The organism is Methylobacterium sp. WL1 (genome assembly GCF_008000895.1).
Taxonomy (GTDB): domain Bacteria; phylum Pseudomonadota; class Alphaproteobacteria; order Rhizobiales; family Beijerinckiaceae; genus Methylobacterium.
Genome location: NZ_CP042823.1, coordinates 2,710,706 through 2,731,321 on the forward strand (window position 1 = coordinate 2,710,706; position 20,616 = coordinate 2,731,321).

General features: G+C 69.0%; 18 protein-coding genes. 8 read left to right on the forward strand and 10 right to left on the reverse strand.

What is annotated here, in order from left to right; all coding sequences use genetic code 11:
- Positions 1-14: 14 nt before the first annotated feature.
- Entirely contained in the window at positions 15-2,342 is a 2,328-nt protein-coding gene (locus FVA80_RS13165; RefSeq protein WP_147906589.1) for an NADP-dependent malic enzyme, read from the forward strand.
- Between the two features lie 56 nt (positions 2,343-2,398).
- Here FVA80_RS13165 and FVA80_RS13170 read toward each other — a convergent pair whose 3' ends face one another.
- From FVA80_RS13170 to FVA80_RS13190, 5 genes are all read right to left on the reverse strand, one after another.
- Positions 2,399-4,495, reverse strand: a complete 2,097-nt coding sequence (locus FVA80_RS13170; protein WP_147906588.1) for a HAMP domain-containing methyl-accepting chemotaxis protein — start codon at positions 4,493-4,495, stop codon at positions 2,399-2,401.
- Between the two features lie 425 nt (positions 4,496-4,920).
- A complete protein-coding gene (ppx, locus tag FVA80_RS13175) occupies positions 4,921-6,471 on the reverse strand; it encodes an exopolyphosphatase (RefSeq protein WP_147906587.1) in 1,551 nt (516 codons plus the stop codon).
- A gap of 270 nt (positions 6,472-6,741) precedes the next feature.
- Positions 6,742-9,282, reverse strand: coding sequence for an RNA degradosome polyphosphate kinase (locus tag FVA80_RS13180; RefSeq protein ID WP_147906586.1), 2,541 nt, complete (start codon positions 9,280-9,282; stop codon positions 6,742-6,744).
- A 91-nt stretch (positions 9,283-9,373) separates the two neighbouring features.
- Positions 9,374-10,084, reverse strand: a complete 711-nt coding sequence (locus FVA80_RS13185) for a DnaA/Hda family protein (RefSeq protein WP_147906585.1) — start codon at positions 10,082-10,084, stop codon at positions 9,374-9,376.
- Positions 10,085-10,104: 20 nt separating this feature from the next.
- Entirely contained in the window at positions 10,105-11,235 is a 1,131-nt protein-coding gene (locus FVA80_RS13190) for an AI-2E family transporter (RefSeq protein ID WP_147906584.1), read from the reverse strand.
- Positions 11,236-11,380: 145 nt separating this feature from the next.
- Here FVA80_RS13190 and purM point away from each other — a divergent pair, with 145 nt between their 5' ends.
- Complete coding sequence (gene purM / locus FVA80_RS13195) at positions 11,381-12,448, forward strand: phosphoribosylformylglycinamidine cyclo-ligase (RefSeq protein WP_147906583.1); 1,068 nt, start codon at positions 11,381-11,383, stop codon at positions 12,446-12,448.
- The gene (gene purN, locus FVA80_RS13200; protein WP_147906582.1) at positions 12,448-13,098 is read left to right on the forward strand and encodes a phosphoribosylglycinamide formyltransferase; all 651 of its coding nucleotides are present in this window, start codon (positions 12,448-12,450) and stop codon (positions 13,096-13,098) included. The genes purM and purN overlap by 1 nt, the downstream gene beginning before the upstream one ends.
- Before the next feature lie 57 nt (positions 13,099-13,155).
- Here the strand turns inward: purN and FVA80_RS13205 are convergent, their stop codons facing one another.
- From FVA80_RS13205 to FVA80_RS13220, 4 genes are all read right to left on the reverse strand, one after another.
- Complete coding sequence (locus FVA80_RS13205; RefSeq protein WP_147906581.1) at positions 13,156-13,521, reverse strand: hypothetical protein; 366 nt, start codon at positions 13,519-13,521, stop codon at positions 13,156-13,158.
- A 170-nt stretch (positions 13,522-13,691) separates the two neighbouring features.
- Positions 13,692-14,114 (reverse strand): nucleoside-diphosphate kinase, encoded by a 423-nt coding sequence (gene ndk / locus FVA80_RS13210; RefSeq protein WP_147856474.1) that lies wholly within the window; start codon positions 14,112-14,114, stop codon positions 13,692-13,694.
- A 183-nt stretch (positions 14,115-14,297) separates the two neighbouring features.
- Entirely contained in the window at positions 14,298-14,687 is a 390-nt protein-coding gene (locus FVA80_RS13215; RefSeq protein WP_187193671.1) for an XRE family transcriptional regulator, read from the reverse strand.
- A 154-nt stretch (positions 14,688-14,841) separates the two neighbouring features.
- Positions 14,842-15,120 (reverse strand): type II toxin-antitoxin system RelE/ParE family toxin, encoded by a 279-nt coding sequence (locus FVA80_RS13220; RefSeq protein ID WP_147906579.1) that lies wholly within the window; start codon positions 15,118-15,120, stop codon positions 14,842-14,844.
- A 241-nt stretch (positions 15,121-15,361) separates the two neighbouring features.
- Between FVA80_RS13220 and FVA80_RS13225 the strand changes: the two genes are divergently transcribed.
- Positions 15,362-15,826 (forward strand): DUF2147 domain-containing protein, encoded by a 465-nt coding sequence (locus FVA80_RS13225; protein ID WP_147906578.1) that lies wholly within the window; start codon positions 15,362-15,364, stop codon positions 15,824-15,826.
- 3 nt (positions 15,827-15,829) lie between these two features.
- On the opposite strand, the gene FVA80_RS13230 is transcribed toward FVA80_RS13225, so the two are convergent.
- Positions 15,830-16,465 (reverse strand): glutathione S-transferase N-terminal domain-containing protein, encoded by a 636-nt coding sequence (locus FVA80_RS13230; protein WP_147906577.1) that lies wholly within the window; start codon positions 16,463-16,465, stop codon positions 15,830-15,832.
- A 235-nt stretch (positions 16,466-16,700) separates the two neighbouring features.
- Between FVA80_RS13230 and FVA80_RS13235 the strand changes: the two genes are divergently transcribed.
- The 4 genes from FVA80_RS13235 (at position 16,701) to FVA80_RS13250 (ending at position 20,538) form a co-directional block, all read left to right on the forward strand.
- Positions 16,701-17,018 carry a hypothetical protein gene (locus FVA80_RS13235; protein ID WP_147906576.1) on the forward strand — a complete coding sequence of 106 codons (318 nt, stop codon included), beginning with the start codon at positions 16,701-16,703 and terminating at the stop codon, positions 17,016-17,018.
- Positions 17,019-17,227: 209 nt separating this feature from the next.
- Positions 17,228-19,264, forward strand: coding sequence for an FUSC family protein (locus FVA80_RS13240; protein WP_147906575.1), 2,037 nt, complete (start codon positions 17,228-17,230; stop codon positions 19,262-19,264).
- 24 nt (positions 19,265-19,288) lie between these two features.
- The gene (locus FVA80_RS13245) at positions 19,289-19,483 is read left to right on the forward strand and encodes a DUF1656 domain-containing protein (protein WP_147906574.1); all 195 of its coding nucleotides are present in this window, start codon (positions 19,289-19,291) and stop codon (positions 19,481-19,483) included.
- Positions 19,483-20,538, forward strand: coding sequence for an HlyD family secretion protein (locus tag FVA80_RS13250; RefSeq protein WP_147906573.1), 1,056 nt, complete (start codon positions 19,483-19,485; stop codon positions 20,536-20,538). Before FVA80_RS13245 ends, FVA80_RS13250 begins: the two co-directional genes overlap by 1 nt.
- The last annotated feature ends 78 nt before the right edge of the window (positions 20,539-20,616 follow it).

The window sequence follows — 20,616 nt, forward strand, 5'->3', positions numbered from 1 at the left end:
CTGGAAGGTGAGCGATGGCCGATAACATGTCCGAGGACCTCAAGGCCGGGGCGCTCGTCTACCACCGCCTGCCGCAGCCCGGGAAGCTGGAGATCCAGGCGACCAAGCCGCTCGGCAACCAGCGCGACCTCGCCCTCGCCTACTCGCCCGGCGTCGCAGCCGCCTGCATGGCGATCTACGACGACCCGCAACAGGCTGCCGAACTGACGATCCGCCAGAACCTCGTGGCGGTGCTCACCAACGGTACCGCCGTCCTCGGCCTCGGCGATATCGGCCCGCTCGCCTCCAAGCCGGTGATGGAGGGCAAGGCGGTCCTGTTCAAGAAGTTCGCCGGCATCGACGTGTTCGACATCGAGGTCGACCAGAAGGACGTCAACAAGCTCGTCGACGTCGTCTGCGCGCTCGGGCCGACCTTCGGCGGCATCAACCTGGAGGACATCAAGGCGCCGGAGTGCTTCGAGGTCGAGGAGCAGTGCCGGGCCCGGATGAACATCCCGGTCTTCCACGACGACCAGCATGGCACCGCGATCATCGTGGCGGCGGCGGTCCTCAACGGGCTCGAACTCGCCGGCAAGGCGCTTTCGGATGTCCGCATCGTCACCTCCGGCGCCGGCGCGGCGGCGCTGGCCTGCCTGAACCTGCTCGTCTCGCTCGGCGCGACCCGGGAGAACATCACGGTCACCGACATCAAGGGCGTGGTCTACAAGGGCCGCCCGGAGCTGATGGACCGGTGGAAAGACGTCTACGCCCAGGAGACCGAGGCGCGCACGCTGGCCGAGGTGATCCCGGGGGCGGACGTGTTCATCGGCCTCTCGGCCGGCGGCGTCCTGAAGCCCGAGCTGCTGGAGAAGATGGCGGACAAGCCGCTGATCATGGCGCTCGCCAACCCCTATCCGGAGATCATGCCGGACCTCGCGCAGGCCAAGCGCCCCGACGCGATGATCTGCACCGGCCGCTCGGACTTCCCGAACCAGGTCAACAACGTCCTGTGCTTCCCCTACATCTTCCGTGGGGCGCTCGATGTCGGCGCCACCAGCATCAACGAGGAGATGAAGCAGGCGGCCGTGAAGGCGATCGCGGCGCTCGCCCGCGAGACTCCCTCCGACGTGGTCGCGCGGGCCTATGGCGGCGAGGCACGGCCGTTCGGCCCGGAATCGCTGATCCCCAGCCCGTTCGACCCGCGCCTGATCGTGCGCATCGCCCCGGCGGTGGCCAAGGCCGCGATGGATTCCGGCGTCGCCGGCCGGCCGCTCACGGATTTCAACGCCTACGTCGACAGCCTCGACCGGTTCGTCCACCGGTCCGGCCTCATCATGAAGCCGCTGTTCTCGAAGGCGAAGGCCGACCCCAAGCGGGTGATCTACGCCGAGGGTGAGGACGAGCGGGTCCTGCGCGCCGTCCAGGCGATCGTGGAGGACAAGGTCGCGTTCCCGATCCTGGTCGGGCGCCCGCGCGTGGTCGAATCGCGCCTGAAGCGCTTCGGCCTCTCCATTCAGGAGGGTCGCGACTTCGAGCTGATCGATCCCGAGGACGATCCCCGCTACCGCGCCTACGTCCAGACCTATCTGGACGTCGCCGGCCGGCGCGGCATCACCCCGGATGCAGCCCGCACGCTCGTGCGCACCAACAACACCGTGATCGGCGCCATCGCGGTCCGGCGCGGCGAGGCCGACGCCCTGATCTGCGGCCTGGAGGGCCGGTTCGAGACCCGGCTCAGGATCATCCGCGACGTGATCGGCCTGGCACCCGGCATCGCCCAATGCGCCGCCATGAGCCTGATCGTGACCAGCGAAGGTGCGTACTTCCTGGCCGACACCCATGTCCGCCAGAATCCCACCGCCGAGGAGATCGCCGAGGTCGCCCAGGCCTGCGCCGGCCATGTCAGCCGCTTCGGCCTGACGCCCAAGATCGCCCTGCTGAGCCACTCGGATTTCGGGCAGTCGGATTCCCCCTCGGCCATGAAGATGCGGGAGGCGCTGGCGCTTCTGCAGTCGCGCGACCCGAACCTGATGGTCGACGGCGAGATGCAGGCGGATTCGGCGCTCTCCGAGCTGGTGCGCGACCGGGTGCTGCCGGGCTCGCGCCTCAAGGGCGCGGCCAACGTCTTGATCTTCCCGAACCTGGATGCGGCCAACATCGCGTTCCAGTTCGCCAAGGTTTTGGCGGACGCGCTGCCGGTCGGGCCGCTGCTGATCGGCCCGGCCAAGCCCGCCCACATCCTGACGCCGTCGGTTACGGCCCGCGGCATCGTCAACGTCACCGCCGCGGCCGTGGTCGAGGCGCAATCCGAGCCGGCGCCCCTGCCCGGGGGCGAAGCCGGCGCCGGCATGATCTCCGAGTAAACTGAGCGGAACGATCCCGGCAGCTTCGGCTGCCGGGATCGTTCCGAGTCGCGCCTTCAGGCCGCCCGGACGGTGTCGAGGAAACGGGACACCTCGGCGGTGAGGTGTTCGGATTGCCGCGACAGGTCGGTGGCCGCGCCGAGCACCTGGCTCGCGGCCTTGCCGGTTTCCTCCGCGGCACTGGCGACGCCGGCGATGTTGCTGGTGACTTCCCCTGCGCCCGCTGCAGCCTGCCCGACGTTGCGGACGATCTCCTGGGTCGCGGCCCCCTGCTCCTCGACCGCCGCCGCGATCGAGGTCGCCACGGCGTTGATGTCCCGGATCCGCGCCGTGATCGTGCCGATCGCCGTCACGGCCTGGCCGGTCGAGGCCTGCACTCGCGCGATCTGGCCGGAGATTTCCTCCGTCGCCTTGGCGGTCTGCTCGGCCAGCGCCTTCACCTCGGAGGCGACCACCGCGAAGCCGCGCCCGGCCTCTCCGGCCCGAGCCGCCTCGATCGTGGCGTTCAGCGCCAGCAGGTTGGTCTGCCCGGCGATGTTCGAGATCAACCCGACCACGTCGCCGATCCGCGCCACTGCGCTGCAGAGTTCCTGCACCAGCGCGCCGGTCTGCCCGGCTTCGGTGACCGCCCCCAGCGCCAGCTTGGCCGATCCGTCGACCTGCCGGCCGATCTCCTGCACCGAGGAACCCAGCTGCTCCGAGGCGGCCGCCACGGTGTTGACGTTGCTGGCCGCCTGCTCGGCCGCGGCGGCTACCGTCGTCGATTGGCTGGCCGTCTGGTTCGCGGTGGCCGTCAGGGTCTGGGCGGTCGCCTGGAGCTCGGCGGCCGAGGACGAGACCTGACCGATGATGCCGCCGACCGCCGTCTCGAAGGCTTCGGCCATCTGGCGCATGCCGGCCTTGCGTTGCTGCTCCGTTGCCAGGCGCGCTTCAGCGGCCGCGGTTTCCAGCTGACGGTTCCGGATCAGGTTGTCCTTGAACACTTGCACGGCCGCCGCCATGGGCCCGAACTCGTTGCGATACAGCCCGACCGGCACCTCCACGGAGGCGTCGCCCGCGGCGAGGTCCCGCATCGTTGTCGACATCGTCCGGATCGGCCTGAGCACGCCGGCGAAGATGACGACGAGGCCCAGGCCGACCAGGAGGACGACCGCCGCGAGGGCGGCGACGTTGCGGATCAGGATGCCGCGTGCCGCATCGGCCAGGAGGTCGGCGTGCTCGATCATATCGTCGAGGCTCGCGTAGGCGAGATCGACGATGGTGGCCTGCGTCTCGGTATTCCGCTGCCGCAGGTCCTGGAACGTCACGCTCGGCGGCGTTCCCTGGCTCAGGGCGTCGAACACGGCCTTCGCGGTGGCCGCGTTCTCGCCCTGGAAGTTCTTGGCGTCGGCATTCTGGAACGCGGACCGAACCGTATCCGAGACGGAGGCGGCGGCCTCGGTGGTGACGGCCCAGGCCGTTTCCAACCGCGCCCGTTCCCCGGCAGCCGCCACGGTCTCGGGCAGGGTCCAGGAGGTGCCGGCCGCCAGCGACGTCTGGACTTGGAGGGCGACGTTTCCGATCGCGACCCGCGCCGCCCAGGCCGCACGCTTGAGGCCGAGATAACGCTGCAGGGCGGCGTCCGAACGGGGGATGGCGCCGTCCACGGCGTTCGTCGTTGCGGTCAGGGCATCGAGCAGCTCTTGATAGGCGGCGAGCATCGCGGGCATCAGCGTCGCGTCGCGTCGCTCCTTGGTGAGGCGCAGGGCCGCGTCGATGCGGGGGCGCAGCGCGTTCACGGCCTCGTGCGCTGCGTTCAGCCGCGTGACGGTCGCGGTCACCGCCGGAACGGTCTGCTCGTGCAGGAGGTCTTGGGCCCTGGCGAAACTCTCGATCATCGCCTGCCGGTTCGTCGCGATCGCCGACAGCGTGTTCGGCCCCGCGGGTTCCTGGCTACCCAGGGCGAGAGTCGAGCCGCGTTCGAGACGCAGTGGCAGGATCGTCTTGAGCAGGCGCCGACTCGTATGGGCCAGGGTGACGGCGAGATCGGCTTGCCGGGCCTGTTCCTGCGCAGAGACGAGCGCAGTCGTCGTATAGCTCAGCAACATCACCGCCAGAGCGGCGATCACCAAGCATAGGAGCGTCCGTATCGAGAACCGTCCAAGCCAACGCATGATCACAATCCGATGGCCGCCCACGGCCTCTGCAGATTCTGATACCTGAAACTTTCTTTCGATGCACCGCATCCCATTGTTGCGATGGATTTGCTGTGCTTTGATGTTGGAGAACCAAAGAATTATAATAAAAGATTCAATAGTTATAGCTTAGACGACGTCATATTGTACGGTGGTGCCGACAACAAATCGGCTGTTAATAGAGAATTTTTATGCTGGGGCCAAAGCTCCGCACCGTCGCAGCGGCGAGGCCGCGCGTTTGTCTCACGCAGGGCTTTCGTGGCGTGCCCCGGGACGTGATGACTGAAGTACCCGCTCGAACAGGCGTCCGCGGGCGCGATCCGGTTTCGGGTGCGGGTTCGGGCCGTCGTACCCGGCCGATCCGGCTCCAGAACCGGCGCGCCTGACAGGCCGGCCGCGTCGGGTCAGGCGGCGGTGTCGATCTCGATGCGCCCGTCCATCCCGACCACGCGGCCGAGTGCGCGCACCCGGTTCAGAAGGCGGTCGCTGGCGAGAGCGGCCCAATCCCGCGGCATCCGCAGCGTGACCCGGCCGTCCTCGACGAGGAGCGGCGCCCGGGTGAGCGCACCGTCCATGCCGGCCGAGATCGGGAACGCCACCCGGAGCATCGCGCCGAGCAGGCGGGCCCGCTCGAACAGGCGCGGACCCGCCACGGTCCGGAGGATTGGGTTGGCTTTTTCCGGGGCGAGGCCGCTGTGGCGGAGCGAGACGGCGAGGGCGAGATAGGCCCGTCCCGGATGGTCCACCCCCACGAAGGCGGCGTTCTGGATCGCCGCGATGCTCTGCTCGTCGCGGTAATCGGGGTGCGCGCGCCAGCCGACATCCGAGAGCAGGCAGCCCGCATGGCGCAGGCGGCGTTCGTCCGCGGTTTCGGGGCCGTCCAGCGTCGCCACGAACCGGTCCGTCCACGCGATCAACTCCTCGCCGTGGCGCGGCGCGCGGGACCGCAAAGCGTTGAACTCCGCCGCCGAGGCGAGGAGCGGATCGACGAGTCGCGTGTCGCGGTCGAGCTGCTCGAACAGCAAGCCCTCCCGAACCCCGGAGGCCGAGATCGCGACTTCCCGCGGGCGCCCGACCCGGATGATCTCTTCGAGCACCACGGCGCCGTAGGCCAGGAGCGGGCGGCGCGCCTCCGAGATCGTGTCGACGTCCTGGAGCAGGCTGACATCCGTCTGCTCGACGATCTGCAGGAAGCTCATCTCGTCGGTGGGCTCCACCGCGTAGCCGTGCATCACGTGGACCGGGTAGCCGCGCGCCGCCTGATGCAGCCGCGCCAGGGCGCGCCAGGTACCGCCGACCGCGTAGAAGGTCCGGCCGCGCAGGGTCTCGAGCTGCGGCTCGGCCTTGCGCATATGCTCGCGCACGATCTTGGCGGCCTTCTTGATCGACCCGCCGGAGAGGTCCTGCAGGGCGAGGCCACCGAGCGGCATGGTCACGCCCTGGCCGACCACGGTGCCGCGCACGTCCACCAGTTCGAGGGAGCCGCCGCCCATGTCGCCGACCACGCCATCCGGCGCGTGGAAGCCCGAGATCACGCCCATGGCGGACAGCTCCGCCTCACGGCGCCCCGACAGCAGCTGGATCTCCTGGCCGCAGGCGGCTTCGGCGGCGCGCAGGAAGTCCGGCCCGTTCTCAGCGTCCCGGGCCGCTGCCGTCGCCAGCACGAACACCCGGCCGACCCGCATGGTCTCGCACAGCACGCGGAACCGTCCCAGGGCGGTCAGCGCACGGTTGACCGCGTCCTCGTTCAGCCGGCCCGTGGTCAGCACGTTGCGGCCCAGGCCGCACAGGACCTTCTCGTTGTAGAGCGGCGTCGGCGCGCGGCTCAGGCCGTCATAGGCGACGAGCCGCACCGAGTTCGAGCCGATATCGATGATCGCCACCGGCGGCCGCGGATCGCGCGAAGGCCGGTCGGCGGAATGCGCGAGGGTGAGGTTGGCGCGAGGGCTGCCCAAACGTCCGAGTCCTTGATGGAACGTGGCCGGCCGGACCGGCGGGCCGCGTGTGCAATCCGGAGCCGCAACCGAGATCGGCTCCACGTCGATGATTCGCTGCGCTCGCGGCCGAACCGGGATCCCTGGCGACGGCGCAAGCTCTAAGCCCAATCGGGCCGGCAGAGCAACGTTTCGGCCGCCCGGCCCTTTCGCCGGGCGGAGTTTCCGGACGCAGACCCGCACAACATGGTCCCGAAACCTGTCGAGCGTCCCGCGCATCGGCCGGTGCACTTAGGCGCGCTGAGCCCGACGGCTCAGAGCGCGGGGACTCGACTTCTTCGATGCCTTGCCCCGGCCGGAAAGACTTGGATTCGTCATGAAGTACTTGTGCGCGTTGAACGGTTCCTCACCGTCCGCCGGCTGGATCCGCTCGCAGCCCCCGGAGGCCAGCAGCCGCCAGCTCTGACGGTTGTCCAGGAGGTTGGCCAGCATGATCTGGTCGAGGACCTGCTGGTGCACGGTCGGGTTCGTGATCGGCAGCATAGCCTCGACCCGGCGGTCGAGGTTGCGGCTCATCAGGTCGGCCGACGAGATGTAGATCGTCGCCTTCGGGTGCGGCAGCCCGACACCGTTGCCGAAGGCGTAGATCCGCCCGTGCTCCAGGAAGCGCCCGACGATCGACTTGACCCGGATCGTCTCGGACAGCCCCGGGATGCCCGGCCGCAGGCAGCAGATGCCGCGTACCACGCAATCGATCTGCACACCGGCCGAGGACGCATCGTACAGCGCGTCGATGATCTGCGCGTCGACGAGGGAGTTGCACTTGATCCAGATCGCCGCCGGCCGGCCGGCCTTGGCGTGGGCGACCTCGGCCTCGATGTTCTCCAGCAGCCGGTTCTTCATCGTCAGGGGCGAGACCGACATCCGCTCCAGTTCGGCGGGCTCGGCGTAGCCGGTGATGAAGTTGAAGATCCGCGAGACGTCCCGGGCGATCGCCGGGTCGGCCGTGAAGAACGACAGGTCCGTGTAAACGCGCGCCGTGATCGGGTGATAGTTGCCGGTGCCGACATGGCAGTAGGTCACGAGCTTGTCGCCCTCGCGCCGGACCACCAGCGACAGCTTGGCGTGGGTCTTCAGCTCGACGAAGCCGAACACCACCTGCGCGCCAGCCTTCTCCAGGTTGCGCGCCCAGCGGATGTTGGCCTCCTCGTCGAACCGGGCCTTCAGCTCGACGAGCGCGGTGACCGACTTGCCGAGTTCGGCGGCCTCCGCGAGCGCCGCGACAATCGGGGAGTTCGACGAGGTGCGATAGAGCGTCTGCTTGATCGCCACGACGTTCGGGTCCCGGGCCGCCTGGGCCAGGAACTGCACCACCGAATCGAAGGATTCATAGGGGTGGTGGACGATGAAGTCCTTCTGGCGGATCGCCGCGAACACGTCGCCGCCGCTCTCGCGGATCCGCTCGGGAAAGCGCGGGTTGTAGGGCTTGAACTTCAGGTCCGGCCGGTCGATCCCGACGATCTGGGACAGCTCGTTGAGGGCGAGCATGCCCTCGATCAGGAAGATCGCGTCCGCTGAAATCTCGAGTTCGTCGGCGACGAAACCGCGGAGGTCTTCGGACATGCCGGACTCGACCTCGAGGCGGATCACGACGCCCCGGCGGCGCTGCTTCAGGGCGGTCTCGAAATGCAGGACGAGGTCCTCTGCCTCCTCCTCGATCTCGAGATCCGAATCCCGCACCACCCGGAACGCGCCGCTGCTCTTGACCAGATAGCCCGGGAACAGCCGACCGGTGAACATCCCGATCACCTGCTCGATCGAGATCAGGCGCGCGGCGGTCTCACTCTGGCTGGTGGGCAGGCGAACGAACCGGTCGATGACGCCGGGAACCCGGATCAGGGCCCGCAGCAGCCGGCCGTCGCGTGGCCGCACCAGCGCCAGCGCGATGGTGGTGCCGAGGTTGGGGATGAACGGGAACGGGTGCGCCGGATCGATCGCGAGCGGCGTCAGGACTGGTGAGACATGATTGAGGAAGTATTCCTCCAGCCAGGCGGCCTGCTCGGCGGTGAGGGCGGCGGGCTCGACAATCTCGATCTCGGAGGCCTGCAGTTCCACCCGCAGCTGGCGCCAGCGCGCCTGCTGGTCGGCGGCGAGCCGCGCCACTTCGATACCGATCCGGTTCAGTTGCTCGGACGGCGTCAGCCCGTCCTGGGACGGGAGCGTCAGACCGGCCCGGACCTGGTCGATCAGGCCGGCCACGCGGACCATGAAAAACTCGTCGAGGTTGTTCGCCGAGATCGACAGGAAGCGCAGGCGCTCCAGAAGCGGATGGTTCGGGTTGGAGGCCTCCTCCAGCACCCGGCGGTTGAATTGCAGCCAGGACAGCTCGCGGTTCACGAACCGCTCGGGGGAATGCCGGAGCGAGCGCCCGGCCTCGACCACGGGTTCCCGCGCCGCGCCGGCCGGCTGCTCCACCGGTGCCGCCGGGACGGCGGGCCATTCGTCGGCGGTATCGATCGGTACAGGCTTCGTCTCGGCGGTTGCACCGGGTGCCGCGGCGGCCATCGCATTCGGGTTGGTGTCGCTCGTCACCGCAGCGCTCTTGACGGCCGCGCTCCGCGAGGCCGTACGAGAGGCGGGAGCGCGCGCCCGCGGAGCCGGTGCGCTCGCATCGGCCGTGTCCTCGGCCGGTTGGCTCGATGCGGCCGTGCGGTTGGCCGGCGCGCGCCTTGCGGCGGGGCGGCGTGGGGCCGGATCGGTCGCGTCGGGCCGACGGGGCTCCGCGGCCTCGTCGGCGGCGTCGCGGTCCATGGGCTTCTGCGTCGATTCCATTCCGATTCCTGTCCTTGCCGCTGCCGGCGCATCTACCATTCTACACCGGTAGCTTTCACGAGGCTTTCGTGACGGCCACGGCTTTCCGCTTCTAAGCGTCCGGATCGATCTCGTCGTCGAACCCCATGCGGCGTAGCACGGCCAGCGCCAGGGGCCGGCTGATCCGCCGCCCGCGTCCGAGCGCGTCCCGATCCAGCTCGGCGACGAGATCCCGCGCGCGTCCCAAGGAGCGGTCGATCCGCAGCGCCAATGCCTCGATCACGCTGAGATCCACCACCAGCTGACGGTCGACGAACAGCTTGACCAGGACGGCGCGCAGCAGCGCGTCGTCCGGCGCCTCGATGGCGATGCTCGGCGCCAGGCGCAGCCGCGAACGCAGGTCCGGCGTCACGAGGCCCAGGGCGTCGATGCCGGAGGCACTGGTCAGCAGGACCGGACACGCCCGCTCGCGGGCGCGGTTGAGCAGATGGAACAGGGCCGCCTCGTCGCGCCCCTCCGCGCGATCGATATCCTCGATCACCAGCGCGCCGTTCGAGACGAGGTGCTGGACCGCATCCGCCCCGATTTCGGAGGCTGCGGCCGTCCAGGCATGGGCCCGCTCGGCCCAGATCGCCGCGAGGTGGCTCTTGCCGCTGCCCGAGGGGCCGGTCAGCACCAGCACGCTGTCGGGCCAGTCCGGCCAGGCTTCGACCAGCGCGTAGGCCGCCTCGTTCGCCGGCCCGACCAGGAAGTCCTCGCGGCCGTACCGGGGATCGAGGGGCAGGTCGAAGGCCAGCTGCCGGGGTGGTGCGTTCTCGCGCATGGGGTGCCCAGATCGATCGTTCAGGATGACCGCGTCTTGGTGGCGGTCAAGGTCCGGCCGGCCTCGTCGTTCAGGTCGATCAGCACCGGTTGCTCGGCATGATAGAGGCGGCTTTGAAGATAGCGCTTCAGGGCGAACCGCACGAGTACGCCGAGCGAGGCCGCCACCGGCACCGCGAGCAGCAGTCCCACGAAGCCGAACAGGGTTCCGAAGGCGAGCAGCGCGAACATCAGCCAGACCGGATGCAGGCCGGTCGACTCGCCCACCAGTTTCGGAGCTATCACGTTGCCCTCGAGGAACTGGCCGATCAGGAACACGCCCACGGTCAGCCCCAGATGCAGCCAGTCCGAGGACGGCCAGAACTGCACCAGGGCGACCCCGACCGAGAGCATGAAGCCGGTGAGCGTCCCGACATACGGGATGAAGGTCAGGAGGCCGGCGATCAGCCCGATCAGAACCCCGAAATTGAGCCCGACCAGCCAGAGGCCGACGGCGTAGAAGCTGCCGAGGATCAGGCAGACCAGGGTCTGGCCGCGCACGAAGCCGGTGATCGCGCCGTCGATCTGGCGTGCGAGGTCGCGCGCCGTGGCCCGGTGCCGGGGGGGCACCCAGCTGTCCAGAGCCGCCATCATCCGATCCCAGTCGACAAGGATGTAGAAGGCCACGACCGGGGTCACCACCAGCAGCGACGCGATCGAGATCAGCGCCTGGCTGCCTGACCAGATCGACTTGAGGAACGCGAGCAGCCACGCGCCGCCCTGGCTCGCCAGCGTGCCGACGGAGGATTGCAGCTCGGTGAGCACGTTGTCGCCGCCGACGCGCTCCAGCAGCGGCCCGGCGCGCTCGGCGATGATCCCCTGGAGCCGTGAGACCATCGCGGGCAGCGCGTTCACCAAGCCCGCGACCTGATTGGCGGTCAGCGGGATCAGGATCAGCAGCGACACGATCAGCGCCACGACGAACAGCGCCAGGATCAGCAGGCTCGCGGCAAGGCGGCCGAGGCCCAGGCGCTCCAGACGGTCCGCCAGCGGATCGAGCAGGTACGCCAGCGCGATGCCGGCCACGAACGGCAGCATCACCTCGCGCAGCAGGTAGACCAGGAGGCCGAGGGCGACGAGGCTCCCCAGCCCGATGACAGCCCGTGCGCGCATGATGTCGTCCCCCCTCGGGCCGCATAGCACGCCCTGTCGCAGAGTGGAGATCGGGCAGGTCCCGATCAAGGCACGCGCCAGCCGACTCGCGCAGCGCGCTGGAAGCCGCTAGAGCGGACCCGATGATGACCGGGACGACGCTGGCATGACCGCCAAGGATGGACAGGGACTGACCTACGCGGAGGCGGGCGTCGATATCGACGCCGGCAACGCGATGGTCGAGACGATCAAGCCGTTGGTGCGCTCGACGCGGCGGCCGGGGGCGGATGCCGAGATCGGCGGCTTCGGCGGCCTGTTCGATCTGAAGGCCGCGGGGTTCCGCGACCCGATCCTGGTTGCGGCCAACGACGGCGTCGGCACCAAGGTCAAGATCGCGATCGAGACCGGTCGCCATGACACGATCGGCATCGATCTGGTGGCGATGTGCGTCAACGACCTCGTGGTCCAGGGCGCCGAGCCGCTGTTCTTCCTGGATTATTACGCCACCGGCAAGCTGGTGCCCGGCGTCGGCGCCGACATCGTGCGCGGTATCGCCGAGGGCTGCCGGCAGGCCGGATGCGCACTGATCGGCGGCGAAACCGCCGAGATGCCGGGCCTTTACGACGGCTCAGATTACGACCTCGCCGGCTTCTCGGTGGGCGCTGCCGAGCGCGGCACGCTGCTGCCGAAGCCCGGTATCCGACCCGGCGACGTGGTGCTCGGCCTGCCCTCCTCCGGCGTCCATTCCAACGGCTTCTCGCTCGTCCGCCGCATCGTCGCCAAGACCGGCCTGAGCTGGGACGCGCCGGCCCCGTTCGACGCGAGCCGCAGCCTCGGCGACGCCCTGCTGGAGCCGACCCGGATCTACGTGAAGCCCCTGCTGTCCGCCCTGGAGGCGACCGACGGCATCCGCGCGCTCGCGCACATCACCGGCGGCGGCTTCCCCGACAACCTGCCCCGGGTGCTGCCGGACGATATCGGCATCGCCATCGACCTCGACGCCATCACCCCGCCCCCGGTGTTCGGCTGGCTCGCCCGCGAGGGCGGTGTCGCCGAGGCGGAGATGCTGCGGACCTTCAACTGCGGCATCGGCATGGTGGTGATCGCCGCCGCCGAGGCGGTCGACGACGTCGACGAGGCCCTGACCCGGGCCGGCGAGGCGCCGGTGCGCCTTGGCCGGATCACCGCGCGCGGCTCCGAGCCCGTGACCTTCAGCGGACGCCTCGCGCTCTGATGGCCGCCCCCCGGAAGACCCGCGTCGCGGTCCTGATCTCGGGCCGCGGCTCGAACATGGTCGCGCTGATCGAGGCTGCGAAGGATCCGGCCTACCCGGCCGAGATCGTGCTGGTCCTGTCGAACCGTCCGGATGCCGCCGGCCTTGCGCGGGCGACAGCGTCCGGGATTCCGGCCCGGGCGATCGACCACACCGGTTTCCGGGATCGGGCCAGCTTCGATGCCGCCCTCGACGCCGAGCTCCGGGCCGCCGACATCGACCTCGTCTGCCTTGCCGGATTCATGCGGATCTTCACGCCGGACTTCGTGGCCGGCTGGGCCGGGCGGATGCTCAACATCCACCCCTCGCTGCTGCCGCTGTTCAAGGGGACCCACACGCACGCCCAGGCGCTCGAAGCCGGGGTGCGGCTGCATGGCTGCACGGTTCACTTCGTGGTGCCCGAACTCGATGCCGGGCCGATCGTGGCGCAGGCCGCGATCCCGGTGCGCCAGGGCGACGACCCGGACAGTCTCGCCGATCGGGTGATCGTCGAGGAGCGGCGGCTCTATCCCGCGGTGCTGGCGCTGGTGGCCGGGGGACGTGCCCGGCTGGAGGGCGACCGCGTCGTCATCGCCGACGCCGCACCGGACGGCGTCCTGTTCAGCCTGTAGCGGGATCCCGAAGGGACAAGCCCCTTCGGGAGGGGCCGGGGCCGCGCCCCGGGAGGATCAGATCGGCCGCTGCAGCTTGCAGCTGTCGAGCGCCGACAGGGCCTTGGCGCGGGCGGAATCGTTGAAGTAGCCGGTCGCCCGGTAGGACTCGACCTCGGACTCGTCGAGGCTGCGCAGGGTCTGCCGGGCGTAGCAGCCGCAGGGACGCTCGAGGGACGCCTCGGGGGCACTGGTCAGCCGGGCCTGGACGACCGTGCAGGCATGGCGCACGCGGCCTTCGAGGCTGGCCTTCGTGGCCGTCTTCAGCGCCGGATCCGGCTCGTACTGCTGGAACGGGGCCGGGGATCCGCCCGCGAGGGCGGCGGTCGCGCCGATCGCGATCAGGCCGGACGCGATCAGCAGGGGCAGGCGGCGCATCGTCATGGTCTTGGCGGTCCAGGGCTGAGGGTCAAATAACCTCGGCCGTTGGACGCCGCGGGGCGCCGCTCCGTCAATGACGGACCGGACACACCGGGCGGCATTCACCCCGCTGCCGGGGGGAATGCGACGGGATGGCGGAACGGTGTGCCCGACCCGCCACCCCGGCCTCCGCTTCAGGCGGCGATATCGGAATCCTTGAAGAACTGCGCGATCTCGAGCTTGGCGTTCTCGGCGCTGTCCGAGCCGTGCACGGTGTTCTCACCGACGGACTCGGCAAACCGCTTGCGGATCGTGCCCTCGGCGGCCTGGGCCGGGTTCGTGGCGCCCATCACTTCGCGGTACTTGGCGACGGCGTTCTCGCCCTCGAGCACCTGCACGACCACCGGGCCGGAGGTCATGAAGCTGACGAGCTCGCCGAAGAAGGGCCGCTCCTTGTGGACCTCATAGAACTTTTCGGCCTGCTCCTGGGTCAGGCGGATGCGGCGCTGGCCGACGATGCGCAGGCCCGCCTCCTCGATCACCGCGTTCACGGCGCCGGTCAGGTTGCGCCGGGTGGCGTCGGGCTTGAGGATCGAGAAGGTGCGCTCGGTGGCCATGGTGTGTCCGGTCTGTCTGTGAAAAAGGCGGAGGGTGCGCGCCGGGCTGACGGGCGCATCTCAGGCGCGAAAATTTCGCTTCCGCCGCAGGCTTATAGCGGGCGCCCTACCGGGCCTCAAGCGGCGCACGGACTGGGCTCTGCCGGCGATCTGCGGCGTCGCGCCGAATCCGGGAGCCGAAGGTCAGGCGGTGGCCGAGCTCTTCCTCGAACGCGCGGCTTTCTTCCGCGGGCCGGCAGCCGGCATCGCGAAGGTCGCATCCGGCCTGCCCGGCAGGCTGACGACGATCCTGAGCTTTCCGCCGAGGGCGGAAGCGATGCGGGCGATGGTGGAAACCTGCATGTCCGCGGACGGATTACGTTCAAGCTTGGCCACGTAGGCCTGAGAGGTCTCCAGTGCCTGCGCCAGTTCTGCCTGCGTCATCCCCATGTCGCGCCGGAACTGCGCCAAGGTTCGGCTCTCCTGGACAAGCAGGTCCGCATGGGCCTGGATCTCCGCCTGATCGCCTGGGGAAAACTCCGCCAGGATGTCGGTGAGCGGTACGATGGTTCCGCGCTGTGCGTCCTTTGTCATCTGAAGCCCTCCGTCATCGCCTGGGCGTCCTTCTGCTGCTGCGTTGCGAACGGGTATGCGAGGCCGATTGTGTGGTCCGGGACGAAACCAAATTCGCTCGATGCCGCGTGAAACGCGCATCCGCCGTCGCGATCGTTTGCTTGTAGACAAGCGCCTAAGATCGACCGCCCTTAGATGCGGCTGCGAGCACGGTCGCCCTGCGCGTCACATCGAATGCGTAGGCCACGCGCCATTCGACCTTGTTCACGGTCGGACGCAGTTCTTTCATGCTCGCGTGCTTCGAGCCTTTGAGGGTGTCGGCCATGGGACGGCCCAGCTGCGGGCCTTCGCTGGCGAGGACCAAGGCATAAGCCGCGATCGTTTTTCGGGCTTCAGCATCGAACGCGGCGAACTCCGCGCGAAAATCCACGTCGAAAGCGACCGTCCACGTCATTGCCGGGCCGTCCCACCTGATTATAACTCATGAGTTATATCGTCAAGGGCGTGCGTTAGCGAGGCCTGCGCTGGCGTTGAGTTTCGCCCGCGCGGCGGCTTTGCCAACAGGCGAAACAAACTGAGCCGTGGCTCTGCCGCAACACCGCCGAAAAATCGCCTGATTGCGGCGGCTCACTCGGCCCAAGCCGATTTCGTCCGCCCCTCAGGCGCCTTCGGTGCCCAACATACGGAGACGAACCATGCGCCTCGCCCTTAGCACCACCCTTCTGCTCGCCGGACTCTCGGCCGCCTCCGCCGATACCGGGAAGGATCCGTCCGGCACGTGGCTCACCGGCGATGGCCGCGCCAAGATCCGCATCGACCGCTGCGGCCTCGGCCAGAAGCTCGTCTGCGGCAAGGTGGTCTGGCTCAAGGCACCCACCGCCGAGAACGGCGCCGCCAAGACCGACGTGAAGAACCCCGATCCGAAAAAGCGCAGCCGTCCGGTAATCGGCCTGCAGCTCATCGACGGCCTGAAGCCCGACGAGGAGAAGTTCACCGGTGAACTCTACAACATCGAAGAGGGCAAGGTTTATACCGTCAGCCTGGAGCGCGAGAGCGAGGCCGAGCTCAGCGTCTCGGGCTGCATGCTCAAGGTGCTCTGCGGCTCGCAGACCTGGACGCGGGTTCCGGACGTGAACCAGCAGGCCGCCAACAAGAACTGAGGCTTAGATCGCCGCGAGGCCGCGCTGGACGGCCGGCCTCGCCAGCACGGAGTCCAGCCAGCGCGCCACGTTCGGCAGGGCGGCGATCTCGACGCCCTGCTTGAAGTTGAGCTTGGCCCAGGTCACCGTCGCGATGTCGGCGATGGAATAGTCGCCCGCGAGGTAGTCTCGACCCTCGAGCCGGCGCTCCAGCACCCCATAGAGGCGGTTGGCTTCGGCGGTGAAGCGCTCGATGGCGTACGGCACCTTCTCGGACGCGTAGATCTTGAAGTGGTGCGTCTGCCCGAGCATCGGGCCGAACCCGGCCACCTGCCAGAACAGCCACTCGTCCACGGCCACCCGGGCGCGCTCGTCCGTCGGGTAGAACTGGCCGGTCTTGCGACCGAGATACTGCAGGATTGCTCCCGATTCGAACACCGTGATCGGCTGCCCGCCCGGCCCGTCCGGGTCGACGATGGCCGGGATCTTGTTGTTCGGTGAGATCGCCAGGAAGTCGGGCGTGAATTGCTCGTTCTTGCCGATGTTGACCGGAACCACGCGGTACGGCAGCCCGCACTCCTCGAGCATCACCGGAATCTTCCAGCCGTTCGGCGTGCTCCAGGTATGGACGTCGATCGGCCGCCCGGACACCGCTGCCATCTTGATCTGCTCCTCGACCGATCACACGGCGGCGCGGCGTTCCCCCGCCGATCTCGGACACTGCCGGCAGTGAAGACGATTTCCCGGCCGCGCTCAAGGGCGTCGATTGCGACGGGCTCACGTTTCCGAGAGCGCGCAGCTGTCTTGTTGGCGAAAGCTGCCGCGCCCTTGTCCGAAGCGTGGCCGTCCGGCGAGATTGCCCCCCGGAATCATTGTGATCCCGGGGGGAGTCTCGATGTTCGATCGTCGTGTGCGGATTGCGGTGCTGATAGCGCCGCTCTTTTTGGTCCAGCCGCTTCTGGCGAAGGAGGCGCCGGCTCCGATCGCGAGCGAGGCCCCCGCGGGCAAGGAGCCGGCCACCCGGGAGCCGGCCGCCAAGGAGCCCTCCACGAAGGCGCCGAGCGCCGGGCAGAGCGCGGCCCGCGAACGGCAGAAGACGTGCGGCGCCCAGTGGCGCGCCCTCTCCGACGCTCAGAAGACCACTCAAGGGCCGAAATGGCCGCAATACTGGAGCAGCTGCAACAAGCGGCTGAAAGGCGGCGACAAAGCTTGACAGCAACGCGAACCGCCGCACCTCTCGTTCGTTGCTGGTTTGAACGGGAGCGTGGGTGGAATTCGGTGCTGACATGACGGATCGGCAGGCACTCCGGCCGTCTGCGGCATACCCGGCAGCCGATCGGTGCGCGTGGTCGATGCCGTCGTGCCGGCGTTCCTCCCGGTATAGGTATCGCCCCTGCGCAAGCACGCCGGACCCGGTGCAGCATGGCTGAGGTCTCGGCCCATGCCGGCTCGCCCCGGCAGGCGGCGATCGGCGACCGACTGATCGGCTTCCTCGATGCCTGGGTGCCCAAGCCCGCGGCCTGGGCGTTCGCCCTGCGGATCTGGATCGCCATGATGCTGGCCCTGGCTGCCGCGTTCTGGCTCCAACTCGACAGCGCCTCGTCGGCGGCCACCTGCGTGGCGATCCTCGCGCAGCCGAAGCGCGGGCAGGCGATCTCCAAGGGCGTCTACCGCCTGCTGGGCACGCTGATCGGCGCCGCCGTATCGATCCTGTTCATGGCGCTATTCGGCCAGGACCGGGTCCTGCTGCTGCTCGCGTTCACGGTCTGGCTCGGGCTGTGCGTGTTCACCGCGCAGTACCTCCAGGACACGCGCGCCTACGGGGCGATGCTGTCGGGCTACACGGTGGCGATCGTCGCCCTCGGCCAGATCGACGAGCCGCAAGGCACCTTTGATGCCGCGGTCTCCCGCGTCGCCGTGATCGTGCTGGGCATCATCGTCATCACCTTCATCAACGACGCCCTTGCCTCGCCGAGTACCTGGCGGACGCTGCTGCCGCAGTTGCGCAAGGCCTGGGACGACACGCGCGCCTACGCCCGCGAGACCCTGTCGGACGGCGATCTGGGTGCATCGCGGACCGCCGCGTTGATCCGCACCATCGCGCCGATGCGGGCCGATGCCAGCGCCATCGCGGGCGAGCTCGACGACGGACCCTGGCGGGCCGCGGGCGCGCGCAGCTGCATCGCGGCGCTCTACGTCCTGGCGGCTGCGGTCCGCGCGGTCGCTGCGGCCTCCGCCTGCTTGCGCACGCGGAGCCCTGCGGTGGAGGAGGCGCTCGCGATCTGCCGCCGCGTCGCCGAGGATCCCGACCCCGAGACGCTCCAGCGGGACGACGCCCGACTGCGGGATCTGATGGACGCCGCGATCCGCGACGGCAAAAGGCCCCTCGACGAGGTCGTGGTCCTGCAGCGTGCCCTCGACGTCGCCTGCGCGGCCACCTTCGCGCAGGACGGGATCCAGGCGGTGGCCGACGGCCATCGGCCCTTGCGCGACGCCAGGCTGCCGACGCACCGGGATTTCCCGGTGGCCCTGCGCGGGGCCCTGCGGGTGGCGATCGGCTTTGCCATCACGGCCGCCGCCTTCGTGGCTCTCGGGCTCCCGCAGGCATCCTTCGCGCTGGTCCAGGTGGCGTCCACCGCGGCGCTCTCGTCAGTAACGCCCGATCCCAAGAAGTTCGCGAACGGCGTGGTCATCGGGATGACGCTGGCGGCGACGTTCGCGGGCATCGCGCGGTTCGTGTTCCTCGACGGCGTCCAGGGCTTCCCGATGCTCGCCATCGTGATGGCGCCGGTGATCTTCCTCGGCTGCTTCCTGTCGTTGAATCCGAAGACTTTCGGAATCGGCTTCATCGTGATCGTGTTCTTCCCCGTACTGCTGGGCCCGTCCAACCCGCAGAGCTACGACGCCCAAAGCTTCCTGCTGAACGCGTTTCTGGTCGTGATCGCCGCCATCGTCCTGTCGATCGTGGTCCGCCTGCTCCTGCCGGTCACGCCGGAGCGTCAGCGGGTCTACGCCCTCGATTCGGCCCAGCGGTCGCTGGCCGACGCCCTGGTCGGCGAAGGCGGGGACGCGACCACCCGCACGAGCCTCAACGCGGACAGGCTGTTCCAATTCGCCGGCTACAGTTCAGGCAGCGGGGCGGTGCGCCGGGCGAGCCTGTCGCACGCCTTCGCGCTGGCCCGGCTCGAAGCCTCGGCCGCGCGGGCCCATGCGGAGCTGCGGCGGCTCTGGTCGGTCGAGCCGTCGCGGGCCGCGATCCAGCGGGCCAGGGCCGGCCTTGCCACCGGCGACGACAGGGCGCTGGAGAGCGCCGCACGGGACCTGATCCGGGCAGCCTCCCAGGAGGACCGGGTTCTGCGGTTGACGACGGCGCGGGCCGCCAGTGACCTGGTGACCGCGGCCCGAACCATCGCGCGCCATCGACGCGTCCTGCGGCGCCTCGATATCGCATTGTTCTAACTTAGGGTTTGGCGCGAAACCGACATGTATGAGGATATCCATATCGGTGGGGTCCTGGTCTCCTCGTTCGTGGCGTATGCGCTTGCGGCCTTCGTGATCCTCCTCGGCCTGCGTTGGGTCTTTGCCCGGATCCGGTTCAGCCGCTACGTCGCCAACGCGCCGCTCGCCGAGGCCGGCATCTACGTCTGCGTCCTCGCCCTCCTGATCGCGTTCATCTGATGCCTGCCACCACCGCCGACGAGGACGATCCCAGAGCCGCTCACCGCGAGGAGGCGCCGCGCCCGGCCGATCCGCCGCCCCTCACCGCACGGCGGGGCCGCGCCGGGAAGGTCCTACGGCTGGCCGCCACGGGCGTGATCCTGCTCGTCGCCTTCGCGGCCGCCTGGTTCGTCTGGGAGTTCTATGTGGCGGCGCCGTGGACCCGCGACGGCCGGGTCCGCGTGCAGGTTGCCAACGTCGCCCCGCAGGTCTCCGGGCAGATCGTGGCGCTGCGCGTGCAGGACAACCAGCTCGTCCGGAAGGGCGACCTGCTCTACGTGATCGATCCGATCGATTTCGAGGTCAACGTCACCTCGGCCGATGCCGAGGTGAAGAACCGCGAGGCCGACCTCCAAGTGAAGAATGCGCAATCCGCGCGGCGCCAGGCGCTCACCACCGTGTCGACGTCGGTCGAGGAGAAGCAGCAATACGCCGGCACCGCCAAGATCGCCGAGGCGGCGCTGGAGAGCGCGCAGGCGCAGCTGCGGCAGGCCAAGGTCAACCTCGAACGGACCCAGGTGAAATCCACGGTGAACGGCCGCGTCACCAACCTGCTGATGCGGGTCGGCGATTACGCCCGCACGGGCACCTCGAACATCAGCATCGTGGATACGGACTCGTTTTGGATCGACGGTTATTTCGAGGAGACCAAGATGGCCAACATCCATGTCGGCGATGCGGCCGACGTGAAGCTGATGGGCTACGATCCGCATCTCACGGGGACGGTCGAGAGCATCACGCTTGGTATCTCGACGGCGAACGCGGCGGCGAGCACCCAGGGTCTGCCGGACGTGAACCCGGTCTATACCTGGGTGCGCCTCGCCCAGCGCGTCCCGGTCCGCGTCCGCATCGACCGCAAGCCCGCCGACGTGCCGCTGGTGGCCGGCATGACCGCGACCGTGGTGGTGGGTGATGGCCGCGCGCCGATGCCGACATGGTTCATGGACCTGCGCAACCGGGTCTCGGGCCTGATCTCCGGCCCGTCCGGCCCGCAGGTCGAAGCCGATCGACGCTGATCCCGGACCTCGACAGGGTTGGTCCTGAAGGGGCCGAAATGCGCGCCGATCAGGAGGCGCCCTCGTTGCGGACCGTAT

Bases quoted from the DNA above. Each gene is read 5' to 3' on its own strand.
- FVA80_RS13165 (WP_147906589.1), top strand. From the start codon at position 15: ATGGCCGATAACATGTCCGAGGACCTCAAGGCCGGGGCGCTCGTCTAC.
- FVA80_RS13170 (WP_147906588.1), bottom strand. From the start codon at position 4,495: ATGCGTTGGCTTGGACGGTTCTCGATACGGACGCTCCTATGCTTGGTG.
- FVA80_RS13180 (WP_147906586.1), bottom strand. From the start codon at position 9,282: ATGGAATCGACGCAGAAGCCCATGGACCGCGACGCCGCCGACGAGGCC.
- FVA80_RS13185 (WP_147906585.1), bottom strand. From the start codon at position 10,084: ATGCGCGAGAACGCACCACCCCGGCAGCTGGCCTTCGACCTGCCCCTC.
- FVA80_RS13190 (WP_147906584.1), bottom strand. From the start codon at position 11,235: ATGCGCGCACGGGCTGTCATCGGGCTGGGGAGCCTCGTCGCCCTCGGC.
- purM (WP_147906583.1), top strand. From the start codon at position 11,381: ATGACCGCCAAGGATGGACAGGGACTGACCTACGCGGAGGCGGGCGTC.
- purN (WP_147906582.1), top strand. From the start codon at position 12,448: ATGGCCGCCCCCCGGAAGACCCGCGTCGCGGTCCTGATCTCGGGCCGC.
- FVA80_RS13205 (WP_147906581.1), bottom strand. From the start codon at position 13,521: ATGACGATGCGCCGCCTGCCCCTGCTGATCGCGTCCGGCCTGATCGCG.
- ndk (WP_147856474.1), bottom strand. From the start codon at position 14,114: ATGGCCACCGAGCGCACCTTCTCGATCCTCAAGCCCGACGCCACCCGG.
- FVA80_RS13215 (WP_187193671.1), bottom strand. From the start codon at position 14,687: ATGACAAAGGACGCACAGCGCGGAACCATCGTACCGCTCACCGACATC.
- FVA80_RS13220 (WP_147906579.1), bottom strand. From the start codon at position 15,120: ATGACGTGGACGGTCGCTTTCGACGTGGATTTTCGCGCGGAGTTCGCC.
- FVA80_RS13225 (WP_147906578.1), top strand. From the start codon at position 15,362: ATGCGCCTCGCCCTTAGCACCACCCTTCTGCTCGCCGGACTCTCGGCC.
- FVA80_RS13230 (WP_147906577.1), bottom strand. From the start codon at position 16,465: ATGGCAGCGGTGTCCGGGCGGCCGATCGACGTCCATACCTGGAGCACG.
- FVA80_RS13235 (WP_147906576.1), top strand. From the start codon at position 16,701: ATGTTCGATCGTCGTGTGCGGATTGCGGTGCTGATAGCGCCGCTCTTT.
- FVA80_RS13240 (WP_147906575.1), top strand. From the start codon at position 17,228: ATGGCTGAGGTCTCGGCCCATGCCGGCTCGCCCCGGCAGGCGGCGATC.
- FVA80_RS13245 (WP_147906574.1), top strand. From the start codon at position 19,289: ATGTATGAGGATATCCATATCGGTGGGGTCCTGGTCTCCTCGTTCGTG.
- FVA80_RS13250 (WP_147906573.1), top strand. From the start codon at position 19,483: ATGCCTGCCACCACCGCCGACGAGGACGATCCCAGAGCCGCTCACCGC.